At 70.8% G+C, this 19,267-nt stretch carries 13 protein-coding genes and 6 pseudogenes; 9 read left to right on the top strand and 10 right to left on the bottom strand.

Going from position 1 to position 19,267, the window contains the following annotated elements; all coding sequences use genetic code 11:
* Positions 1-56 precede the first annotated feature (56 nt).
* The 5 genes and pseudogenes from ACIOMQ_RS10300 to ACIOMQ_RS10320 all read right to left on the bottom strand — a co-directional run bounded on the left by ACIOMQ_RS10300 (position 57) and on the right by ACIOMQ_RS10320 (position 6,598).
* On the bottom strand, positions 57-992 hold the full coding sequence (locus ACIOMQ_RS10300; RefSeq protein ID WP_402188552.1) for a dihydrodipicolinate synthase family protein: 936 nt from the start codon (positions 990-992) through the stop codon (positions 57-59).
* Positions 989-1,996 (bottom strand): oligopeptide/dipeptide ABC transporter ATP-binding protein, encoded by a 1,008-nt coding sequence (locus tag ACIOMQ_RS10305; protein ID WP_402188554.1) that lies wholly within the window; start codon positions 1,994-1,996, stop codon positions 989-991. The genes ACIOMQ_RS10300 and ACIOMQ_RS10305 overlap by 4 nt, the downstream gene beginning before the upstream one ends.
* The gene (locus ACIOMQ_RS10310; protein ID WP_402188556.1) at positions 1,993-3,960 is read right to left on the bottom strand and encodes a dipeptide/oligopeptide/nickel ABC transporter permease/ATP-binding protein; all 1,968 of its coding nucleotides are present in this window, start codon (positions 3,958-3,960) and stop codon (positions 1,993-1,995) included. Before ACIOMQ_RS10310 ends, ACIOMQ_RS10305 begins: the two co-directional genes overlap by 4 nt.
* 1 nt (position 3,961) lies before the next feature.
* A pseudogene (locus ACIOMQ_RS10315) lies at positions 3,962-4,910 on the bottom strand (ABC transporter permease).
* Between the two features lie 90 nt (positions 4,911-5,000).
* Positions 5,001-6,598: pseudogene (locus ACIOMQ_RS10320) on the bottom strand (ABC transporter substrate-binding protein).
* 192 nt (positions 6,599-6,790) lie between these two features.
* Here ACIOMQ_RS10320 and ACIOMQ_RS10325 point away from each other — a divergent pair.
* From ACIOMQ_RS10325 to ACIOMQ_RS10345, 5 genes and pseudogenes are all read left to right on the top strand, one after another.
* Positions 6,791-7,522, top strand: a complete 732-nt coding sequence (locus ACIOMQ_RS10325; RefSeq protein WP_362197731.1) for an FCD domain-containing protein — start codon at positions 6,791-6,793, stop codon at positions 7,520-7,522.
* Between the two features lie 209 nt (positions 7,523-7,731).
* Positions 7,732-8,767: pseudogene (locus ACIOMQ_RS10330) on the top strand (acetylxylan esterase).
* 367 nt (positions 8,768-9,134) lie between these two features.
* The gene (locus tag ACIOMQ_RS10335; RefSeq protein ID WP_401263703.1) at positions 9,135-9,344 is read left to right on the top strand and encodes a hypothetical protein; all 210 of its coding nucleotides are present in this window, start codon (positions 9,135-9,137) and stop codon (positions 9,342-9,344) included.
* Between the two features lie 208 nt (positions 9,345-9,552).
* Entirely contained in the window at positions 9,553-10,992 is a 1,440-nt protein-coding gene (locus ACIOMQ_RS10340; RefSeq protein ID WP_402188558.1) for an exo-alpha-sialidase, read from the top strand.
* Positions 10,993-11,197: 205 nt separating this feature from the next.
* Positions 11,198-12,379, top strand: a complete 1,182-nt coding sequence (locus tag ACIOMQ_RS10345) for an FAD-dependent monooxygenase (RefSeq protein ID WP_401986535.1) — start codon at positions 11,198-11,200, stop codon at positions 12,377-12,379.
* 161 nt (positions 12,380-12,540) lie between these two features.
* On the opposite strand, the pseudogene ACIOMQ_RS10350 reads toward ACIOMQ_RS10345, so the two are convergent.
* Positions 12,541-12,813, bottom strand: a pseudogene (locus tag ACIOMQ_RS10350) (ATP-binding cassette domain-containing protein); the annotation flags it as partial.
* A gap of 122 nt (positions 12,814-12,935) precedes the next feature.
* On the bottom strand, positions 12,936-13,634 hold the full coding sequence (locus ACIOMQ_RS10355; protein ID WP_401263700.1) for a FadR/GntR family transcriptional regulator: 699 nt from the start codon (positions 13,632-13,634) through the stop codon (positions 12,936-12,938).
* Between the two features lie 153 nt (positions 13,635-13,787).
* Between ACIOMQ_RS10355 and ACIOMQ_RS10360 the strand changes: the two genes are divergently transcribed.
* The 3 genes and pseudogenes from ACIOMQ_RS10360 to ACIOMQ_RS10370 all read left to right on the top strand — a co-directional run bounded on the left by ACIOMQ_RS10360 (position 13,788) and on the right by ACIOMQ_RS10370 (position 16,124).
* A complete protein-coding gene (locus tag ACIOMQ_RS10360; RefSeq protein WP_401263699.1) occupies positions 13,788-14,747 on the top strand; it encodes a dihydrodipicolinate synthase family protein in 960 nt (319 codons plus the stop codon).
* An 86-nt stretch (positions 14,748-14,833) separates the two neighbouring features.
* Positions 14,834-15,257 (top strand): annotated as a pseudogene (locus tag ACIOMQ_RS10365) (ROK family protein); the annotation flags it as partial.
* A gap of 120 nt (positions 15,258-15,377) precedes the next feature.
* Positions 15,378-16,124: an NAD(P)H-dependent flavin oxidoreductase gene (locus ACIOMQ_RS10370; protein ID WP_402188561.1), complete on the top strand. Its 747-nt coding sequence runs from the start codon at positions 15,378-15,380 to the stop codon at positions 16,122-16,124.
* Between the two features lie 500 nt (positions 16,125-16,624).
* Here ACIOMQ_RS10370 and ACIOMQ_RS10375 read toward each other — a convergent pair whose 3' ends face one another.
* Together ACIOMQ_RS10375 and ACIOMQ_RS10380 are read right to left on the bottom strand one after the other, a co-directional pair.
* Positions 16,625-17,086, bottom strand: coding sequence for a hypothetical protein (locus ACIOMQ_RS10375; protein WP_362197746.1), 462 nt, complete (start codon positions 17,084-17,086; stop codon positions 16,625-16,627).
* A 428-nt stretch (positions 17,087-17,514) separates the two neighbouring features.
* Complete coding sequence (locus ACIOMQ_RS10380; protein WP_402188563.1) at positions 17,515-17,895, bottom strand: serine hydrolase domain-containing protein; 381 nt, start codon at positions 17,893-17,895, stop codon at positions 17,515-17,517.
* 144 nt (positions 17,896-18,039) lie between these two features.
* On the opposite strand from ACIOMQ_RS10380, the pseudogene ACIOMQ_RS10385 reads away from it, so the two are divergent.
* A pseudogene (locus ACIOMQ_RS10385) lies at positions 18,040-18,186 on the top strand (IS1380 family transposase); the annotation flags it as partial.
* Positions 18,187-18,498: 312 nt separating this feature from the next.
* Here the strand turns inward: ACIOMQ_RS10385 and ACIOMQ_RS10390 are convergent.
* Entirely contained in the window at positions 18,499-18,981 is a 483-nt protein-coding gene (locus ACIOMQ_RS10390) for a GNAT family N-acetyltransferase (protein WP_362197749.1), read from the bottom strand.
* Positions 18,982-19,267: the final 286 nt, after the last annotated feature.

Genomic DNA, 19,267 nt, shown 5'->3' on the forward strand with positions numbered 1-19,267 from the left:
TCACAGAGGTCCGTCGGTACAGCAGGGGCTGTACCGACGGACCTCTGCGGTTCCGCTCAGCTCCGGGACAGGCCCGCCCGGTCCAGGCAGGCCGCGATCGCGGCGGTCTCGGCCTCGTCGAGTCGTCGCATCGGCGGGCTCATCACATTGGTGGCGACGACCCCGCGCAGCATGAGGGCCGTCTTGAACGCGCCGAGCCCCGCGGCCGTGGCGGACGCCGTACCGGGGCGGGCCGCGCGCACGATGTCGAAGAGCGCGACGAGACGGTCCTGTTCGGCGCGTGCGGTGGTCCAGTCGCCGCGTATCGCGGCCTCGTGGAGGCGTACGTATCCGTGCGGGTCCACATTGCCGAGCCCCGGGACGGACCCGTCGGCACCGCCGAGCATCATCGCGTCGACGACGAGTTCGTGCCCCGTGAGGACGGAGAAGTCCGGCAGCCCACGGGCGCCGACGACCAGGCGGCGGAACGAACCGTCGTCGCCGCTGGAGTCCTTCACCCCGGCCAGCACGCCGTCCGCGGCAAGCGGCAGGAGCAGTTCCGGGTCCAGCTTGCTGTGCACGCAGACCGGCACGTCGTAGGCGAGCACCGGTACGTCGAGGGCGGCGGCGATGTCACGGAAGTGGCGGTCGATCTCGGTGTCGTGGGTGCGGGTGCAGAACGGCGCCGTGACGACGACGACGTCGGCGCCGAGCGCCTCGGCGGCGCGGGCCCGCTCGATCGCGCGGCCGGTGGTGGTCTCGATCGCTCCGACGAGGACGGGTACCTGGCCTGCGGAGGCCGCCGTGACGACCTTGATGACCTCGTCCTGCCGGGCCGGCGTGAGATAGGCCGTCTCGCCGGAGCTGCCGAGGGCGAACAGTCCGCCGGCCCCGCCGTCGAGGAGGTGTTCCACGACCCGTTCCAAGGAGAGCCGGTCGATCTCTCCGTCCGCGGTGAGCGGGGTGACGACGGGCGGGATCACTCCGGAGTAGCGCGGAGTCCGGGCGGTCATGCGGTGCTCCTTGCGGACGGTACGGGCGTCGGGCCCCCGGTGGAGGGCGTGGGGTTCTGGGGATGGACGCAGTGCCACCGGTGCTCGTCCGGGCCCGAGGTCCGGGCGGGAAAGGCCGTGGCGCAGGCGTCGTCCGCCTTCCAGCAGCGGGTGCGGAAGGGGCAGCCGGACGGCGGGTTGGTGGCCGAGGGCACCGGTCCGGTGAGCACGATCCGTTCGGTGGTCTCCAGCAGGCTGGGGGTCGCGGAGAGCAGTGCCTCGGTGTACGGGTGCGCGGGGGCACCGGCGACGTCCTGCGCACACCCCTCTTCGACGATCCGGCCGAGGTAGAGGACGGCGACGCGGTCGGCGAGGTAACGCACGGTCTGGATGTCGTGCGAGATGAACACCACGCCGAGGCCGAGGCGTTCGCGCAGGTCGACGAGGAGGTTGAGGACCTGGGCGCGGACGGAGACGTCGAGGGCCGAGGTCGGTTCGTCGGCGACGATCAGTTCGGGTTCGAGGGTCAGGGCGCGGGCGATGGCGACGCGCTGGCGCTGGCCGCCGGAGAGCTGTCCGGGGAGGGCGGCGAGGGTGTGGCCGGGCAGGCCGACCAGGTCGAGGAGCTCCTCGACACGGGCCTCGCGCGCGTCCCGGGTGCCCTGCCGGTGCACGTCCAGGGGGTCACGGAGGATCTGGCGGACCGTCAGGCGGGGGTTCAGTGCGGTGGACGGGTCCTGGAAGACGACGCCGACGGCCGAGCCGAACTCGTCGCGGCGCCGGGTGCCGGACATGTTCCACAGGTCGTGGCCGTGGAAGAGGACCCGGCCCTCGGTGGGCTTCTGGAGGCCGGTCAGGACCCGGGCGAGGGTGGACTTGCCGCATCCGGACTCGCCGACCAGGCCGACGATCTCGCCGCGCTCGACCTCCAGGGTGGCATCGGTGAGGGCGTGCACCGCGTCCCGGCGGAAGACTCCGCCGCTGCGTGCCTTGTGGCGTACGTGGACGCCGTCGAGCCTGATCACAGGGCGCTCCCTTCCAGCTGTGCGGCCTTCGCCGGGTGGTGGCAGGCGAAGCCGTGGTCGTTCGTGGCACCGCGTGCGGTGAGCGCGGGTGCGGTGGTGCGGCACAGTTCGGTGGCGGCGGCGCAGCGTGAGGCGAACCGGCAGCCCGTGCCGAAGCCCTGGGGTGCGGGGACGATGCCGCGGATCTGGTGCAGCCGGTCGGCGCCTGCTTCCAGGGAGACGACGGAGCCGAGGAGCCCGCGGGTGTAGTGGTGGGTGGGGTCGGTGAGTACGGAGCGGGTGGCTCCGATCTCGGCGAGGCGGCCGGCGTACATCACGGCGACGCGGTGGGAGAGGTCGCCGACGAGCGCGAGGTCGTGCGAGACGAGGACCATCGCGAAGCCGAGTTCGTCGCGCAGTTCGACCAGCAGTTCCACGACCTGGGCCTGGACGGTGACGTCGAGGGCGGTGGTCGGTTCGTCGGCGATGAGCAGGCGGGGGTTGCGGGAGAGCGCCATGGCGCTCAGGACGCGCTGGCGCTGGCCGCCGGACAGCTCGTGGGGGTAGCTGCGCAGGGTGCGTTCGGGTGCGAGGCCGACGAGTTCGAGGAGTTCGGCGGGGGTTCGCGTACCACCGCGCGAGGTGAGCTGCTTCAGTTGGGTGCCGACGAGGACGGATGGGCTGAGGGAGGACAGCGCGTCCTGGTAGACCATCGCGATCTCGGGTCCCATCAGGGCGCGGCGTTCCTTCGGGGAAAGCCCCAGCAGGTTCCGGCCCCGGTACAGGATCTCGCCGCCGACCTCGGCGTTGCGGGCGAGCAGGCCCATGACGGCGAGGCTGGTGATGGACTTGCCGCAGCCGGACTCACCGACCAGGCCGAGGGTTTCGCCCTCGTGGACGGTGAAGTTCAGCGAGTCGACGACGGGGACGTCCCCGTAGCGGTCGGGGAACCGGATGGCGAGGTCGCGTACGACGAGGAGTTCGGCGGCGTCCTCCCGTACCGGAGTGATGGCGGGCCCGGTGGCGTTGATGCGGTGGGCGAGTTCGGTGAGGGCGGCGTCGATGTCCGTGGTGGAGGTGGTCTCGACCGGGGCGGCTGCGGTGGCCGCGGCGGGGTCGGCGGCGGGGCGGGCGCTCTTCGGGGCCGCGGAGGCGTCGGTGAGCCCCTCGGAGAGGATGTTGAGCGCGAGGACGGTGATCAGCAGTGCGAGGCCGGGGAAGAAGGTGGCCCACCAGCCGCCGGCGAGGAGGATCTGCCGGCCGTAGGCGAGGACGCTGCCCCAGCTGGGGTCGGGGTCCTGCACTCCGGCTCCGATGAAGGAGAGGCCGGCCTCGAAGATGATCGCCTCGGCCACCATGACGGTGGCGAACACCATGACGGGGGCCATGCAGTTGACGGCGACGTGGCGGAGCACGATGTAGCCGCGGCGGGCGCCGATGACCTTCTCGGCTGCGACGTAGTCCTCGCCGTACTGGGACAGCACGTTGGCGCGGACGACGCGGGCCAGTGACGGCGTGTAGACGAACGCGATGGCGAAGATGATCACCGGGATGGCGGTGCCGAAGACCGCGACGAGTACGGCGGCCAGCGCGATCGGCGGGAACGACATGACGACGTCGAGGGTCCGCATCACCGACTCGTCGCCGAGCCTGCGCGAGGTGGCGGCGATCGAGCCGAGCAGTGCGCCGGCGGCCAGGGCCACGGCGGTCGCGCCGAGGCCGATGACCAGGGAGTAGCGCGAGCCGTGCACGACCCGGGCGAAGACGTCGCGGCCGGCCCGGTCGGTGCCGAACCAGTGGGCGCCGCTGGGGGCCTGCACCGGGGTGCCGGTGGTCAGCGGGTCCTGCGTGCACCACGGGGCGAGCACGGCACCGAGGACCACGACGACCAGTACGCCGAAGGCGATGCGGGAGGTGACCGGAAGGGCGCGGAAGGCGATGCCCGGTCGGGACAGTTTGTTGGCCAGATGGCCGGTGGCGAACATGTCACACCGTCCTGATGCGCGGGTTGACCAGCAGACAGAGCAGGTCGACGATGACGTTGACCACCAGGAACGCGATGGCGATGGTCAGTACGGTGCCCTGGACCAGGGACATCCCCGCCGGTGACACCTTCGAGGATGAGCTTGCCCATGCCGGGCAGATCGAAGATCGCTTCGACGACGACGGCGCCGCTGAGCATGTAGCCGACCTTGATGCCGAGCACGGTCAGCGGGGTGACGAGCGCGTTGCGCAGCACCGAGCGGACCACCAGCAGCGGCGGGAGTCCGTTGCCGCGGGCGGTGCGCACGTAGTCGCGGTCGAGTTCGGCGACCATCGAGGTCCGTACGAGACGGGCGAGCGAGGCGGAGACCGGGAGCGCGAGCGAGACCGCGGGCAGGGCCATGGTGGTGAGCCAGCCGCCGACGGAGTCGGCGGGGTCGGTGTAGCCGCCGGTCGGGAAGATCCGGGTGTTCAGGGCGAACTGCTGGATGAGCAGCACGCCGAGCCAGAAGGACGGTATGGCGACCCCGGCCATGGAGACGACCCGGAAGAGCTGGTCGGGCCAGCGGTCCCGGTACATCGCGCCGACCACACCGAACAGCACCGCGAGCACGACCGCGAGGATCAGTCCGAGGAACGTCAGCTGGAGGGTGAGCGGAAAGGCTGCCGCGATCCGGTCGGACACGGGCTGGCTCGGCGGGACGGTCGTTCCGAGGTCGAAGTGGAGCAGCTGTCCGAGGAAGTGGAAGTACCGGACCGGGAGCGGGTCGTCGAGGCCGTTGGCCTCGGCGAAGGCCGCACGGGCCTCGGGGGTGGCGCTCTCCCCGAGCGCGTTGAAGGCCGGGTCGACCGGCGAGAACTGCAGCACCACGAAGACGAGCAGCGCGATACCGAGGATCATCACCGGCATCATCGCGACGCGGCGCAGCGCGAGCCGGAGAAAAGCAACCATCGTCGGGTTCCTTGCGGTTGGGCGGGCTGGTGGTCCGGGGCCCCTGGGTCGAGGTGGTGCCCCGGACCGGGCGGGCTGCGCCGGGGCCGGTCAGGCGCGGCCTACGTCCAGGAAGGACAGGCCCGTGGTGGGCAGCGGCTTGAAACCGGGGAGGGCCTTCTCGTTCCAGGCCGAGGGCAGCCTGCGGTGGAGGATCGGGTAGAGCGCGGCCTCGTCGGCGACGAGGTCGGTGACCTCGCCCCACAGTTGCGCCCGCTGCGCCTCGTCGATGGTCCTGGCGGCCTTGTCGAGGGTCTGCTTGACCTTCTTGTACGCGGCAGAACCGCCCCAGCCGTACCGCTTCTCGGGCCAGAAGCCGTAGTAGAACCAGCGCAGCAGGAGGTCGGCGTCGTTGCCGAAGACGGAGGGGTCGCCCGGGGCGACCAGCACCTCGAAGTCGCCCTTGTCGATCTTGGCGTACTGGGCCGGGGACTGCGCGATGTCGAGGGTGACCTTGACGCCCGCCGCCTCCCAGCTCTCCTTGAGCAGGGGGGGGCGATGTCCTTGACCCAGCCGGTGTCGGTGGTCAGGACGGTGAAGGAGAGGTTCTTGATGCCCGCGTCGGCGAGCAGCTGCTTCGCCTTGGCCACGTCGTGGGTGTAGACCGTGGCGGCCTTGTGGTAGTCGGGGTGGCTCGCAGGGACGTACCCGGTGGCGGGTGCGGCGTTGCCGACCATCGCGGTGGAGATGATCTTCTCGGTGTCCAGTGCGTAGTGCAGTGCCTGGCGCACGCGCTTGTCGGCGAACCGCTTGTCGGCGGTGTTGAACATCAGGAAGAGCAGGCCGAAGGACTGCACGGACTCGGTCCTGGCGGAGCCCGCGAGCCGCTCGACGTCGATGTAGGGGACGTCTTCGATGGCCTGGACCCGGCCGGACTCCATGGCGCTGACGCGTGCCGACTGGTCGGACATCAGGCGCCAGATCATCTTCCTGGCCTTGGCGGGGTGCGCACCGTTGTACTTGTCGTACGCCTCGAAGACGATCTTGTCCTCGCGGGTGGCCTCGACGAACCGGTACGGCCCCGAGCCCACCGGCTTGGCGTCGAATGCCTTCGGGTCCGGCTCGACGATCTTCTTCGGGACGATCCGGACCACGGCTATCCGGGACGGGAAGAGCGCGAAGGGGTGCTTGAGCCCGAACTCGACGGTCCCGGCGTCGACTGCCTTCACGGTGTCGATGAAGGGCACGAACTGGGCCATCAGCGAGGCGTTCTTCGGGTCCAGGACGCGTTCGAAGCTGAACACCACGTCGTCGGCGGTGACCGGCGAGCCGTCGTGGAAGGTGGCGCCCTTGCGGAGTGCGGCCCGGTAGGTGGTGGCGTTGATCTTCTTCGGCATCTCGGTGGCGAGCGCGGGGCGGGCCACGAGCGTCGCCGGGTCGAGGTCCACGAGGCCCTCGAAGAGGTGCATGTTGGCGGCGTACGGGGTCGCGCCGGAGGTGATCATGGGGTCGAAGCCGGTCGACAGGGGGTACGAGAGACCGGCTTCGACGAGGCCGTCGCCGCTGCCCCTGCCCGCCGAGCCGCCGGCGGTCGAGGACGGTCCGCCGCAGGCGGAAAGGCTCGCCGTGATGGCGGCTGCCGCACCGGCAGCACTGGCGAAACGCAGGAAGGTGCGGCGCTCGACACCGGCGGGTCTCAGCTCGGGCACGGGTCCTCCAGGGACATCGAAGGTGGAACGCAACGGCGTTGAACGGATCGAGGGAGCGCATCGGGGAACGCGGGGTCGAGAGATGCGCGGGATCCACAAGCCTCAGACATAAGACGTCAGATGTCTGATGCCTTGATAGCGTGGGAACGTAGCTTGACAATTGAGAGGGGTCAAGAGGTGGGGAGTTCACACATGTCCGGTACGAGGCCCGGCCGGCAGCTGCTCCGACAGGAGGTCGTCGAGGGCATCAAGCGCTACATCCTCAAGGAGCGACTCCGCCCCGGGGACCCGCTGCCCACCGAGCCGGCCCTGTGCGAGGCGCTCGGCGCCAGCCGTTCCAGCGTCCGTGAAGCGGTCAAGATCCTCAACGCGCTGGACATCGTCGAGGTGCGCCACGGGCACGGCACCTATGTGGGCAGGCTGAGCCTGTCCGCCCTGGTGGAGAGCCTGACCTTCCGCGGACTGCTCTCCCCCGGCGACGACTTCCAGGTGATGGCCGACCTCGTCGACGTACGCGAACTCTTCGAACGCGGAATGGCCGACCGGATCGTCTCGCTGCTCACCACGGAGCAGCTCGACGCACTGGACGGTCTGGTCACCACCATGCGCGAGACCGGCTCACAGGACGGGCACGGCTTCGTCGAGGCGGACCGGGCATTCCACGCGCTGCTGGTGGCACCCCTGGGCAATGAGCTGATCGGTCAGCTCTCGATGGCCTTCTGGGACGTGTACGCGATCGTCGCCCCGCATCTGGACGGTTTCACGCACGCCGACGAGATGGCCACGATCACGGCGCACCAGAACATCGTGGACACCGCGCGGGCCGGGGACATACCCGGTTTCATGAAGGCGCTGGGCGAGCACTACGCCCCGGTCAGGCGCCGGATCTCCGAGGCGCGCGCCCGCGACGACGGCCGGGACTGACCCACCCGCGGGCCCTCCCGGGACCGATCCGCCCGCGAACCCTCCCGGGGCACCGGATTCCACCCCCTCCGGCATCAGCCTCGTCCCGGCGGGGGCCTTGACGCTCGCCGCGAGCGCTGCCTAGGGTCCGTGTGCCGCCAGGACATCTGACGTCTTCTGTCCTGAGGGTCGGCGTTCAGCATCCCGGTCGCAGCCAGGAGGGCACCTCCATGCCGTTGACGGATCTCCTCGCTCGCGGACTGCCGCGCCTATCGGCCCGATTTGCCGGTTCCAGCCGGCTTCGATGCCTTCTGGTCCGACACTCTGAGCCAGGCCACCGCAGGCACCTCGATCCCAGCCACCGCAGGCGGCCGGGATCCGGTGGAGAAGCCGGTGTACACCCCTGTCGACACCGGACTCCCGCAGATCCGTACGTACGATGTGACATTGCCCGGCTTCGCCGGGCGACCGGTCCGCGGCTGGCTGCGCCTGCCGGCCGCGGCCACCGAACCGCTCGGCTGCGTCGTCGAGTTCCCGGGATACGGGCGCGGACGCGGTCTCGCCCACGAGAACCTGCTCTGGGCGTCCGCCGGCCACGCACACCTGATCATGGACACCCGCGGTCAGGGCTGGTCGGCGGCGGAGGGCGCCACCGCCGACACGGACGCCGGTGCGGCAGGCACCGTCCCCGGCTTCCTCACCCGCGGCATCGAGAGCCCCGAAACGTACTACTACCGGCGGGTGTTCACCGACGCGGTGCGGTGCGTCGAAGCGATGCGCACCCATCCCGAGGTGGATCCGGGCCGGATCGTCGTCACCGGCGTCAGTCAGGGCGGCGGCATCGCACTGGCGGTCTCCGTTCTCGTGCCGGGGCTGGCCGGGGTGATGCCGGACGTGCCGTTCCTCTGCAACTTCCGCCGGGCCGCGGAGATTTCGGGCCTGCCGCCGTATACCGAGATCGCCGATTACCTGAAGCTCCACCGCGACCGCACCGAGACGGTGTTCACCACCCTGTCGCACTTCGATGCCGCGCTGTTCGCCACCCGCGCCACCGCTCCCGCACTGTTCTCGATCGCGATGACGGACGAGGTCTGTCCCCCGTCCACCTGCTTCACCGCCTACAACCACTACGCGGGCCCCAAGGACGTACGGGTCTACCCGTTCAACGGGCACGAGGGCTGCGCGGCGTATCAGCAGCGGGAGCAACTGGCCTGGGTGCGCTCCCTGTTCGCAGGCCCGCCGCCGGTGCGGGCCGGCCACTCCTGACCGGAGGCAATTCCGTGCGCAGACGATCCATGCTTCTCACCGCCGGCGCGGCGGCCCTGAGCACCCGGCTCGGCGGCCGCGCCCTCGCCGCGACTCCGCGCGGCGGCCCGCTCCTGGACCACGACACCCCGGGGGAACTGGACGGCAGCGAGTACGTCGACCTGTCGAACCGGGTCGGCGTGCTCGCCCCGCTCGCCGCGGGGACCATCGTCGTCACCTTCCGCACGACCAGTCACAACGAGGCGATGACCCTGTTCAGCGCCTCCGATCCAACTGCCCCTCGCCGGTTTCGCTGCTCCAGTCGCCCAACCCGGTCGATCCGGCGAAGTGGCCCGGTCGCGTGGGGTCTTCCCGGTACGCACAGGTCATGGGCGCGGTCGCGGCGCAGCAGGACGCCGTATTCGTCGACCACTACGACGACTGGCTGAGCGGCAACGGCGGGCAGGTTCCGCTCTCCCTGCTCAATGAGGGGCTCCACCCCAACGAACGGGTCCATCACCGCCTCGCACCGAAAATGATCAAAGATCTGCGGCTCTTCGACATCGGCAGCCGGGTCTGCGCGCTGCGCGTCCCGTAGCCCCCTGGCCTCCTCTCCGCTACCCGCTCCCGGCTCCCTCCCGGGCTTCTTCTCCGGCTTCTTCTCCGCGACCCGCTTGCGGCTCCCTCCCGGGCTCCTTCCCCACGACCCGCTCCCGGCTCCTTCCCCGGGCTCCTTGCCGGGTCTTTTCCCCGAATCTCCCCCCTTCCGAGAAGCACACCGTCCCTTCCGAGAAGAGAGATCGTCCATGCAGCGAAACGTCTCTGTCGCCCTGCTCTGCGCCGCCCTGCTGGTGGCCACCGCGACCGGCACCGCGCACAGCGCCTCCCCCGCACCCGGCGAGCTGACCTCCCAGGACCTCACCGTCGACGGAGTGGGTTCGCCCCACTGCCGCATCCCGGCACTCACGACCTCGGTCAAGGGCACGGTCCTCGCGGCCTACGACGCCCGCCCGACCCTCGGTGACCTTCCGAGCAACATCTCCGTCATGCTGCGCCGCAGCACTGACGGAGGTGTGACATGGCAGCCGCAGCAGGTGATCCGCAAGGATGCCGCCCCCAAGGGATACGGCGACCCCAGCCTGCTCGTCGACCGCGTGACCGGCCGGATCTTCCTCTTCTACGCGGCCTCCGTGAACCAGGGTTTCTTCGGCTCGGGCACCGGCAACGACGAGGCCGATCCGGACATCATCCAGGCCGACTACAGCTACTCCGACGACGACGGGCTGACCTGGGCCCGTCGCCGTATCACCAAGCAGATCAAGGACCCTGCCTGGGCGGGCATGTTCGCGGCCTCCGGCGAGGGCATCCAGGTGCGGCACGGCGCGTACAGGGGCCGGCTGATCCAGCAGTACGCCGTCCGCATCAACGGCGCCAACTACGCGGCCAGCGCCTACAGCGACGACCACGGCGAGACCTGGAAAATGGGCAACCCGGTCGGTCCCGGCGGCGACGAGAACAAGACCGTGGAGCTCTCGGACGGCAGGGTGATGCTCAACAACCGTTCCAAGCCGTACCGGACGATCGCGTACTCCACCGACGGCGGGGTCGACTACACCCCGTTCGTCCAGGACACGCAACTCACCGACCCGGCGGACAACGCCTCGGTGATGCGGTACAACCCCGATGCCCCGCCGTCGAATCCGCAGTCGTCGTGGCTGCTGTTCAGCAACACCGAGGACCCGGCGGCACGGCGGAACCTCACGGTGAAGATGTCCTGCGACAACGGAAGGACCTGGCCGATCAGGAAGGTCGTCGACCCGGGCACCGCCGCCTACTCGACGCTCACCCGGCTGCCCGACGGGCGCCTCGGACTGCTCTACGAACGTGCCGACTACCAGCACATCACCTACGCGTCCTTCGACCTGAAGTGGCTGGGCGGCACCTGCGCTGACCTCACGATCACCCCGCCCACGGCCCTGAGGGCGGGCACGAGCACGGAGGTGACGGTCCGCGTCGTCAACCGGATGGACGTGCGGCGCGGGCCGGGCACGGTCGATCTGACCGTGCCGGCCGGCTGGACGGCCGAGCAGGTGCCCGTCCCCGCGATGAACCCGGGCCAGGGAGCGAACGTCAAGGTCCCGGTCACCGTGGCGGCCGGAACATCGGGGAACGCCACTCTCACCGCCAGGTACCGGACGGGCGGGCTGCAAGCGTCCGGCAGCAGGACGGTGACCGTGACTCCGTGACCGGCCCGGACCTCCGGGGGTGCCGTGTGCCTCCCGGAGGTGCGGCGCGCCCCGGGAGGCGCCGCGTGCCCCGGGAGCGGAGCGCCTCGTACCCCGGGGAGCGGAGCACGGTGCGTCTCCTTCCGGCACCGGACCGGGTGCCCGGTGCGACGATGAGGACGGTCAGTACCTCCCGGAGCCGAGAACAGGTGGTAGCACCGTGGCAGTGACAGGGTTACGCATCGGGGTGGTCGGCGGCAGCATCGCCGGCTGCGCCGCAGCGATCGCGGGAGCCAGGGCCGGGGCGGACGTCACCGTCCACGAGCGCAGCGGCGCCGCGTTGCAGGACCGGGGGTTCGGCATCGTCATCCCGCCGTCGCTGCACCGGGAACTGGTGACGGGCGGCTACCTGGGGCCGGACATGCCGACCACGCCCGTGGCCACCCGTATCTGGCTCACCCGGGTGTCCGGTGGGCGGTCGTCGCGTGAGCTGGCCCGGCAGGAAGCCCCGGTGACATCGTGCAACTGGGGCCTGTTGTGGCGGGCGTTGCGCGCGAACGTCGGGGAAAGCGTCTACCGCCGCGGGCTGCCCGTCGACTCCGTCGGCCCGACCCCCTCCGGCCGTGCTCTGATCCGTACCGAGGACGGGGAGCAGGAGTACGACATCGTCGTCGGGGCGGACGGGCACCGGTCCGTCACCCGCGGTCTGATCGCACCAAACGTCCGGCCGGTGCCCGCCGGATACCTGGTGTGGCGGGGCACGATTCCGCTGAGCGCGCTCCGCGACCATCCGAAGCCGCTGGAACTCCTGCGGAGTTCCTGGATCACGCTGGGGTTCCCGGGCGGACACGGCGTCTTCTACCTGATTCCGGGGACCGTTCCCGGATCGCGGCTGCTGGCCTACGCCATCTACGGATTTCCCCCGAAGCCGACGGAGTCTCAGGTCCCGGTCTCCACCGCGTATGTGCGGTACATCGCCGAGGAGCACTTCCCGGCGGAGTGGGCCGACATCGTCGCCCGTGGTGAGCACGCCGCCCAGGCGCTCCATCCGGTCGCCGATTTCGTCGTCCCCCGGGCCGCCGAGCCGCCGTTCCTGCTGGCGGGCGACGCGGCGAGCGTCACCAGACCGCACACCGCCAGCGGCGCGGTCAAGGCGCTGGGGGACGCGCTGTGTCTGGAGCGGGCACTGCGCGGCTCCTCGTCGGCGGCCGAGGCGCTGGCCCGGTACGCCGACGAGCGCTCCGCCGAGGGGGCCCGCCTGGTGGAGCTGGGCCGCAGGCTGGGGCGCGAGCTGGTGGAGTGCACGCCCGACTGGCCGGCGATGGGGCCCGCCGACGTGGACGCGTGGAGCCGCGGCACGTTGAACGGCGCCAGGAGCTACCTGTACGGCAGCATGCATCGACGGTGACGGGGCCTGTTGCCTCCTTTCAACGGCCGGTGACGGGGCCTGGCCTGTTGCCCCCTTTCAGTGACCGGTGACGTGTTCCGATACCTCCCTTTAAACGGCCGGTGACGAGTCCCGTCGGCGGCCCTTTCAGTAGCCGGTGACAAGTCCTGTCGGCGGCCCTTTCAGTGGCCGGGCGCGGGCGGAGCAGCGACGGCGGTCAGCCGGGTCGTGTCCACGATCCGGTCGGCAGCCTCCACCACGGCCGGGTCGTGGGTGGCGACGACCGTGACGCAGTTGTCCCGGCGGGTGCGTTCGGCGAGGAGGGCGGCCGGCTCGCCCGCCTGAGAACGGTCGACGGCCACGGTCGGCTCGTCGACCAGCAGGAGTTTCGGGGAGCGGAAGAGCGCGCGGGCCAGGGCGACGCGCTGGCGCTCGCCTCCGGAGAGCTGGTCGGGGCCGGGCAGGACGGGCTGGGGCGGAGCGGGGCAGGACGGGGCGTTGCGGGGCGGGGCGGACCGGGTTGACCGGAGGGCCCGGAGCCCCGGCCCCGCCTCCCCTCAGCCCGTCGCGTGCCCGGTCACAGGGCCGGACCCGGTTCGAGGCGGGTGCGGATGCCGTCGAAGTGGGTACGCATGGCCCGCACCGCGCGGTCTCCGTCGGCGGCCGCGACCGCCTCGACGATCTCGCGGTGCTGGGCGCAGGTCGTCACGGGGTCCTGATGGCCGTCGTCGAGGTCTTCGCGCACCCGGTCCATGGCCGCCCAGAATGCGTCCAGCACCTCGCTGAGCAGGTGGTTGTCGAGCGAGGCGTAGAGCGCGAGATGGAAGGCGCGGTCGGTGCCGCGCACCACACGGCCGCCGTCGCGGGCCTCGGCCTCCATCGTCGCGACGAGGCCGCGCAGCACTTCGAGGTCCTCGTCCGGGATGCCGGCCGTGACGGCGCCGACCAGACCCGCCTCCAGCGCCTCCCGCACCTTCATCAGCTCGAAGAGCCCAGGCTCGCCCTGCCGGTGCCGGACAGCGGCCCGGAAGGCGAGCCCCTCGGCGAAGGGTGACAGGGAGAGCGACCCGACGAAGGTGCCGAAGCCGCGGCGGATCTCCACGACATTGACGGCCTGGAGCGCCTTCAGTGCCTCGCGCACCGACACCCGGCCGACCCCGAAGAGCTCCATCAGCTCCGCCTCGGTGGGCAGCGCGTCACCGGGGGCGAGTCTGCGTTCCAGGATCAGTTCCTTGAGTCGGCGCTCTATGTCCTGAGCCATGGTGGGGCGCGCCACAACGTCCTCCTGAGGTGCCATTGCCCCTTGACCGGTCGCAGGAGCATCTGTTTAAGGTGAGGTCAGACATAGGACATCTTACGTCTCACGTCTTGATCCGTGCAGCCGTCCCAGCGCGCGGATCGGCGCATCAACCAAGCTGGAGCCCTCACCATGCCTCTGACCGCACCGCTGCGCGGCGTCGTCCCGCCGGTCTGCACCCCGCTCGACTCCCAGGGGGAGGTCGACACCCCGTCCCTCACCCGCCTCGTCGAGCACCTCATCGGCGGTGGCGTGCACGGCCTGTTCGCGCTCGGCTCCACCAGCGAGGTCGCGTACCTCACCGACGGGCAGCGCGCCACGGCGCTGGAAACCGTGGTCAATGTGACCGACGGCAGGGTTCCGGTGCTCGCCGGTGTCATCGACACCACCACCGCACGCGTCGTCGAGCACGCCAGGTCCGCCGCCGCACTGGGCGCGGACGCCCTGGTGGCGACCGCGCCGTTCTACACCCGCACCCACGGCAAAGAGATCGCCCAGCACTTCCGGCGGCTGCGCGCGGCGGTCGACCTGCCGCTGTTCGCGTACGACATCCCGGTCGCCGTGCACAGCAAGCTCTCCGCCGCGCTGGTGCGCGAGCTGGCCGAGGACGGCACGCTGGCCGGCCTCAAGGACAGCAGCGGAGACGAGGGCGGACTGCGCCGACTGCTGGTGGAGCTGGGTGGCCGCGAGGGCCGCAAGGCCGGTCCCGCACCGCGGTTCAGCGTGCTCACGGGATCCGAACTCACCGTGGACGCTGCCCTGTTGGCCGGTGTCGACGGTGTCGTACCGGGCATCGGCAACGTCGACCCGGCCGGATATGTCCGGCTGTACGACGCCGCGCGGGCCGGAAACTGGGAGCTGGCCGCGAAGGAGCAGGAGCGGCTCGTCGAGCTGTTCGCCATGGTCGACGTCGGGCCGGAGGCGGACATGGGCCGCAGCTCCTCGGCGCTCGGCTCGTTCAAGGCGGCGCTCCAGCTGCTCGGCGTCATCGATTGCGGTGGCACCGCCTTCCCGCAGATCCAGCTGAGTGCCGAGTCCATCGCCCTGGTTTCCCGGCGCCTGCGCGCCGCCGGTCTGCCGCCCGTCCGATGAACGCCCCCTCGCAGCCGACGGCCGACGGTGCCGGAAGGGAGGCCGGCGTCGCCCCGGTCCATGGCCGACGCGCCCCGGTGACGTGGGTGGACGCCGTCCACGGAGGGCTTCCACGGAGTGCCCGCACCGGCACGGCTGCCGCGGTGATCGGTCTCGATCTCGGCGGTACGAAGATCGCCGCGGCGCTCTTCGACGCCGACGGCACCGTCCTTGCCCGGCACACCCGGCCCACCCCGGCGCTGAACGGCGCGGCCGCCGTGCTGGACGCACTCGCCGAAGCGGCCGCCGCCGTCGATCCGGGGCGGCTGGCCACGGCTCTCGGCATTGCGGCGGCCGGGGTCGTCGATCCCCGTACCGGCATGGTCACCAGCGCCACCGACTCCATCCTGGGCTGGGCCGGCACCGCACTGGGCACCGGCCTCGCGGACCGCACCGGTCTCCCGGTGGCCTGCGACAACGACGTACGGGCCACGGCCGGTCCGGAACTGGCCGCGCTGCGCGCCCCGGAGACGGATCGCGGCTCGGCGGAAGCGGCCGGTCAGGGCCGTGCGGCACCGAGCACACACGGCCCGGCCCCCTCGGTACCGAGCGCGCACGGCCCGGCCTCCTCGACACCGAGACCGAGCACACATGGCCAGGCCCCCTCGACACCGAGCACACACAGTCCGCACTCCTCGACACCGACACCGAGCACACATGGCGAGGCGGGCCGCCACCCCTTTCGCCCGCCAAGTCCGTGACGCGGACGTCACGTTGATCGTGCAGGTCACCGATCTGGACGAGGCCAGGCGTGCGCGTGACGCCGGCGCCGACGTGATCGTCGCCCAGGGCAGCGAGGCGGGCGGACACGGTGGATCGCGCGCCACGCTGCCCTTCGTGCCGGCGGTGGCCGACCTGGTCTCGCCGACCCCGGTGCTTGCCGCGGGGGGTATCTCCGACGGGCGCGGTGTGGCCGCTGCTCTGGCACTGGGGGCAGCCGGCGCCCTGGTGGGTACCCGCTTCCAGGCGAGCCTCGAAGCGCTCGTCCCCGCGCAGGTCGCCAAAGCCCTCGTCGACGGCCGCGGGGGTGACACCGAACGGAGCAGAGTCCTGGACATCGCCCGAGGGGCGCCGTGGCCCCGCCGCTACACCGCCCGAACCCTGCCCAACGCGTTCCTGGACCGCTGGCGCGGCCGCGAGGACGAGCTCGACCACGACACCACGGCCCAGCAGACCTATCGCGACGCCGCCGCCCGCGGTGACCTCGACGCCGTGCCGGTCTGGGCGGGCGAGGGACTGGACCTCATCACCTCGGTCGAGTCGGCCGGTGACATCGTCGCCGCCCTCGCCGCCGGAGCCGAACGCGCACTCGCCGCCGCGGGCAATTCCCACGGGTAGAAGTGCGGCGGCGGCTCCGCCACGCTCGCCGGCTTCCCGCCCCTCCGGTTTCCCGACGCTTCGCGTGCGAAGGTGAACGACCTGCTCCTCTCGACGGCGCCACGCGGCGGGCCGATCAGCAGCCGGGGGACCGGCAGCAGCAGGATCGACGCCGTTCCAGGGCACTCCACCACGCTCTCGCGCAGCACCTCGATCGGCCGGATCAGCGAGGCCCGGACCAGGATGACGGCCGAGCCGGACGACGGCCGCAGCCACGCCGACCGGCCTCGCCTTGCCTCGCCTTGCCTCGCCTTGCCTCGCCAAGCACCATGCGCCGCACCTGCCGGGGCGCGGCACCCGCCAGCCGCAGCAGCGCCGGTTCGCGGCGGCGCTGCTCGGCGGCGAAGGCCAAGAAGTCATCTCATCCCGTGGGGCAAGTCCCTGTTTTCAGCCTCGGTCTCGACACGAGCGCACATGGTCTCGTCCGCCGAGGTTTCCACCGCAATGGTCCTGCTCCGGTTTCACCGACCGCCACTGGTCTCGATATGGAACCTCGTCAGCGCAAACACGATCACGAGGTCGAGTGTCATCATCGGGATGGCCCACGCCGGGTAGTACGGAACGAACATGAACTGGGTGATCAGGCTGATCCCCGCTACTGCTGCGCCGGCCCCGCGACCCCAGCTCTTGTTTGCCAAGACTCCCAGGCCGGCAACAACGAGCGCCACTCCGACCACGAGGTGAATCACGCCCCAAGCGGTGAGGCCGAACCGGTAGGCGTAGTGGGACGAGGAGGAGAACAAGGTGTCCTTTGCGATGCCGGAGGCGCCCATAAGAATGCTGAGTGGCCCGCTGAGCATCAGCGCGGCCCCGGCGAACATGGACGGGCCGCTGACCTTTTCGCTGTCGGGCTCACCGCGCCCCAGCCGTGTCTTGTCCGGCATCGCTGCCATGGCCGTCGCCTTCCTGTACAGCGCGGTCACCGACGCACGCTGCCCGTGCGAGGCCGGCCACGCTCCCCTGCCAGGATCACCGCAATCCTTCGTCGCCGCGACTGCAACCCGCCGCGAGAGGACAGCGGACGGACGGTGGTCGATGGGATTCTCCTCCGGCTGCGGACCGGCGTCCCGTGGCGAGATCCACCCTCACGGTTCGATGCCCTCAAATCACTTCGAGCCGTGGCGACCCGCTTCGACGAGCGGGCCTACGTCTTTCACGGCACTGTGACGATCGCTGCCCTCCGCCTCTGACTGCATCAGTGAGCCGCCAGGCACGCTGCACCGCGGCCAGTGCTGCCGGCGAGCCACGGTGCAGCCGTTCGTGAAACCGCGTTCGGCAAAGAGGCGGAGGGCCATGGGGCGCGAGTGCCCTTGTCGGTCAGGGGGTGCGGTTCAGGAGCACAGGGCCGCTTTCATGGCTTCCTCGCCCCCTTCCCATGGACGAGGTCCGGCAGATAGGTGTCCACCGGGGCGTCCAGGCCGATCTTCCCTTCGCCGACCAGTTGCAGCACGACCACCGCGGTGAACGTCTTGGTGACGCTGCCGATCCGCACCTGACCGTCCCGGGGCACCTTCGCGTGAGTGTCCCGGTCCCCTTCGCCCGCGGTACAGGTACGGAAGTTCCCGTTGCGGTCCATCACGCTCGCCGGCGCACCGGGTGCGCCGGCGGAGCGCAGCAACGTCTCCAGTCCCTGTTGCACGGGATCCGGCCTGGCGGCGGTCGCGGGTGCCGCCAGGCCGGCGGTGACAGCGGTGGCCAGGGCAAGGGCGGTGAGGGCAAGGCGTTTACGCATCGAGGTCCCTCCAGAGCGGCGTTGACGGGCCTTGGTGACACGATCAACTCTGCTGGGAGCAGGCGCGGTTACCCATCCGCAATCACCCTGACCGGCCCCGGTTCGCACCTGGGCGGACCCCGGTTCGCACCTGAGGCACGGCCCGCCCGCAAGACCGGGTTGGATCAGGCGATATCGGCGGCCTTGGCGCCGTGGCGGAAGTCGCGAGCGGTGCACGATCCGGGCAAGGTTCTGCTGGACGTGGCCCTCGCGGTCACGTCGGCGGGGGACTGCCTGGCCGACGTCGGGATGACCTGAGCACGGCCCGGCCCGGCCCACGGAGCCCGGACCGCCCGGTGCCTCTGATCGGCCGGCCGTGCCCGGTCGCACTCCACTCCGTATCCCCGATGTCGGCTCAAAGCCGTTATCCGGAAATCCATTCGTCCGCCAGGACCCGTCCCCGCATCCTGTCCCTGGCAGAAGATCAGAGCGAAGGGGGCAGCAGGTGTGGTCAGTGGTGTCGTCGAGTGCGGTGCCCCAGGAGGAACGCTTCGACTGGTTCGCGGACATGGTGTCGCGTGAGGTGGTACCTACCGCGATCAGGAGTGAATGCCCGTCCGGCGATTACCAGTGGCGGCTGATCGAGACGTTGAGCGGCACATCGCGATGGAAGACGGCCATGGCCCGGCCAGGGCCGTTGTAGTCGTCGACGATCTTCATGTCGAAGCCGAGGCTGCGATGGAAGGCGATTGATCCGGTGTTCTCGATCGACGTGATCGCCTTCAACTGCCGTGCACCGTGACGTTCCACTGCTTCGGCGAACGCCGCATACAGACGACGCCCGAGACCGGTGCCACGGGCGTCGTCCCGCGTGGCGATCAGATGCACGTACCCGGTGCCGTCCGGGGTGACGAACCCGAAGATGTACCCCCTGATTCCATCCTCGGCTCGGGCAACCAAGCAGGTGGAACCGAACTCCTGCACCAGCGCCAGCAGGTGCAGCGACCGGAGGTCGCGTTCGCCCCAGTAACGGGAGTGATCAGTCAGGACTTGGTGGAAGTCTGCCACCGCGGCCGGTGCAATGCGTATCCCCATGACGACGATCATGGCAGGCGTCTCGACCGTGCACGCGAAGGCCCGTACGAGTTGGGCAAGTTACGACACCAGCCCGGGCCGCCCGTACAACCAGTTCCCACCCTTCCCGGGCCGCCCGTACGGCCAGTTTCCACCCTTCCCGGTCCGGGGTCCCAGGTGCCCGGCCCCGGGCTCGGACAGAAGTGGATCGGCCCTCGCCGCGCGCGGCCTCGCTCACGGCCCGCAGGTGATCCCGTACCTGGCGCGGCCAGAGTGCCGGCGGGTTCTTCGCCGACTCCGTGTGCCCCGGCGCGCTCGT

It is taken from the genome of Streptomyces sp. NPDC087845, assembly GCF_044742755.1.
Classification (GTDB): Bacteria; Actinomycetota; Actinomycetes; order Streptomycetales; family Streptomycetaceae; genus Streptomyces.